General features: G+C 56.4%; 2 rRNA genes. Both read left to right on the plus strand.

Annotation, left to right across the window (positions count from 1 at the left end):
- The first annotated feature begins 62 nt into the window (after positions 1-62).
- Positions 63-3,173, plus strand: a 23S ribosomal RNA gene (locus tag AB0I89_RS33655).
- 77 nt (positions 3,174-3,250) lie between these two features.
- Positions 3,251-3,367: ribosomal RNA gene (gene rrf, locus AB0I89_RS33660) — 5S ribosomal RNA — on the plus strand.
- The last annotated feature ends 10 nt before the right edge of the window (positions 3,368-3,377 follow it).

Genomic DNA, 3,377 nt, shown 5'->3' on the forward strand with positions numbered 1-3,377 from the left:
GTGTTTCGGGTTGTGGGTTGGTTGTTTGTTGAGAATTGCACAGTGGACGCGAGCATCTTTGTGGTCAAGTTGTCAAGGGCGAACGGTGAATGCCTTGGCACCAGGAGCCGATGAAGGACGTGGGAGGCCGCGATAGGCCTGGGGGAGCTGTCAACCAAGCTGTGATCCCAGGGTGTCCGAATGGGGAAACCTGGCACCAGTCATGTGGTGTCACCCACACCTGAACACATAGGGTGTGTGGAGGGAACGCGGGGAAGTGAAACATCTCAGTACCCGTAGGAAGAGAAAACAATTTAGTGATTCCGTGAGTAGTGGCGAGCGAAAGCGGATTGAGGCTAAACCGGCTGCGTGTGATACCTGTCAGGGGTTGCGTGGTCGGGGTTGTGGGACCCTGCTCAACAGACTGACATCTGTTGGAGAAGTTACAAAGTTGATGGCTAGTCGAACAGTCTGGAATGGCTGACCGTAGACGGTGAGAGTCCGGTAGGTGAAAGCTGTTGACCTTCTGTGGGTGTTCCCGAGTAGCGGCGGACCCCTGAAATCTGCCGTGAATCTGCCAGGACCACCTGGTAAGCCTAAATACTTCCTGGTGACCGATAGCGGACGAGTACCGTGAGGGAATGGTGAAAAGTACCCCGGGAGGGGAGTGAAATAGTACCTGAAACCGTTCGCCTACAATCCGTCGGAGCCTTGCGGGGTGACGGCGTGCCTTTTGAAGAATGAGCCTGCGAGTTAGTGGCATGTGGCGAGGTTAACCCGTGTGGGGGAGCCGTAGCGAAAGCGAGTCTGAATAGGGCGCTTTAGTCGCATGCTCTAGACCCGAAGCGGAGTGATCTAGCCATGGGCAGGCTGAAGCGCGGGTAAGACCGCGTGGAGGGCCGAACCCACCAACGTTGAAAAGTTGGGGGATGACCTGTGGTTAGGGGTGAAAGGCCAATCAAACTCCGTGATAGCTGGTTCTCCCCGAAATGCATTTAGGTGCAGCGTCGCGTGTTTCTTGCCGGAGGTAGAGCACTGGATGGTCTAGGGGGCCCACAAGCTTACCGAAATCAGCCAAACTCCGAATGCCGGTAAGTGAGAGCGCGGCAGTGAGACTGCGGGGGATAAGCTTCGTAGTCGAGAGGGAAACAGCCCAGATCACCAGCTAAGGCCCCTAAGCGTGTGCTAAGTGGAAAAGGATGTGGGGTCGCATAGACAACCAGGAGGTTGGCTTAGAAGCAGCCACCCTTTAAAGAGTGCGTAATAGCTCACTGGTCAAGTGGTTCCGCGCCGACAATGTAGCGGGGCTCAAGCACACCGCCGAAGCTGTGGCATTCACATTTTAACCTCGCTTGGACTTGATTCCTTGTGCAGGTGTGTGGATGGGTAGGGGAGCGTCGTGCCGCGAGTGAAGCAGCGGGGTGACCCAGTTGTGGACGCGGCACGAGTGAGAATGCAGGCATGAGTAGCGAAAGAAGGGTGAGAAACCCTTCCGCCGGATGACCAAGGGTTCCAGGGCCAGGCTAATCCGCCCTGGGTGAGTCGGGACCTAAGGCGAGGCCGAGAGGCGTAGTCGATGGACAACGGGTTGATATTCCCGTACCCGCGAAAGAGCGTCCCTGATGAACCTCGTTGTGCTAACCACCCGAACTTGGTGAGGTCTTCGGACTGATCTGAGGGAGCGTGGGAACCTGGCGGGTAGTAGTCAAGCGATGGGGTGACGCAGGAAGGTAGCTGAGCCCGGCCGGTGGTTGTGCCGGGGTAAGCGTGTAGGCCGTGTCGTAGGCAAATCCGCGACGCATGAAGGCTGAGACGTGATGCCGAGCCGATTCAGGTGAAGTCAGTGATCCTATGCTGCCGAGAAAAGCCTCTAGCGAGTTCTTAGCGGCCCGTACCCCAAACCGACACAGGTGGTCAGGTAGAGAATACCGAGGCGATCGGGCGAACTGTGGTTAAGGAACTCGGCAAATTGCCCCCGTAACTTAGGGAGAAGGGGGGCCGGAGACGTGAAGCCCCGCGCGGGTGGAGCGTTGTATGGCCGCAGAGAGCAGGGGGAAGCGACTGTTTACTAAAAACACAGGTCCATGCGAAGAAGTAATTCGATGTATATGGACTGACGCCTGCCCGGTGCTGGAACGTTAAGGGGACCTGTTAGCTCTTCGGGGCGAAGCGGAGAACTTAAGCGCCAGTAAACGGCGGTGGTAACTATAACCATCCTAAGGTAGCGAAATTCCTTGTCGGGTAAGTTCCGACCTGCACGAATGGCGTAACGACTTCCCCACTGTCTCAACCACAGGCCCGGCGAAATTGCAGTACGAGTAAAGATGCTCGTTACGCGCGGCAGGACGGAAAGACCCCGGGACCTTTACTATAGCTTGACATTGGTACTTGAGTTAGCTTGTGTAGGATAGGTGGGAGCCGGTGAAGTCCATACGCCAGTATGGGTGGAGGCAATCTTGAAATACCACTCTGGTTGATTTGGGTATCTAACTTCGGACCGTTATCCGGTTCAGGGACAGTGTCTGGTGGGTAGTTTAACTGGGGCGGTTGCCTCCTAAAAGGTAACGGAGGCGCCCAAAGGTTCCCTCAGCCTGGTTGGCAATCAGGTGTTGAGTGCAAGTACACAAGGGAGCTTGACTGTGAGACTGACAGGTCGAGCAGGGACGAAAGTCGGGACTAGTGATCCGGCACTTGCGAGTGGAAGCGGTGTCGCTCAACGGATAAAAGGTACCCCGGGGATAACAGGCTGATCTTCCCCAAGAGTCCATATCGACGGGATGGTTTGGCACCTCGATGTCGGCTCGTCGCATCCTGGGGCTGTAGCAGGTCCCAAGGGTTGGGCTGTTCGCCCATTAAAGCGGTACGCGAGCTGGGTTTAGAACGTCGTGAGACAGTTCGGTCCCTATCCGCCGTGCGCGTAGGATACTTGAGAAGGGCTGTCCCTAGTACGAGAGGACCGGGACGGACGAACCTCTGGTGTGCCAGTTGTCCTGCCAAGGGCACGGCTGGTTAGCTACGTTCGGAAGGGATAACCGCTGAAAGCATCTAAGCGGGAAGCCTGCTTCAAGATGAGGTATCCCACCCACCTTTGGTGGGGTAAGGCCCCCAGCTAGACGACTGGGTTGATAGGCCGGAAATGTAAGCCCGGTAACGGGTTCAGTTGACCGGTACTAATAGGCCGAGGACTTGACTACTAAGCTGCTACGCGTCCACTGTGCAACTCTGAACAAACACCCACCCGTGTTGGTGATGGTTGATATGTTCATAGAGTTACGGCGGTCATGGCGGAGGGGAAACGCCCGGTCACATTCCGAACCCGGAAGCTAAGCCCTCCAGCGCCGATGGTACTGCACTCGTGAGGGTGTGGGAGAGTAGGACACCGCCGGACAATCTTTCAG

Source organism: Micromonospora sp. NPDC049801, from assembly GCF_040656575.1.
In the GTDB taxonomy this organism is placed as follows: domain Bacteria; phylum Actinomycetota; class Actinomycetes; order Mycobacteriales; family Micromonosporaceae; genus Micromonospora.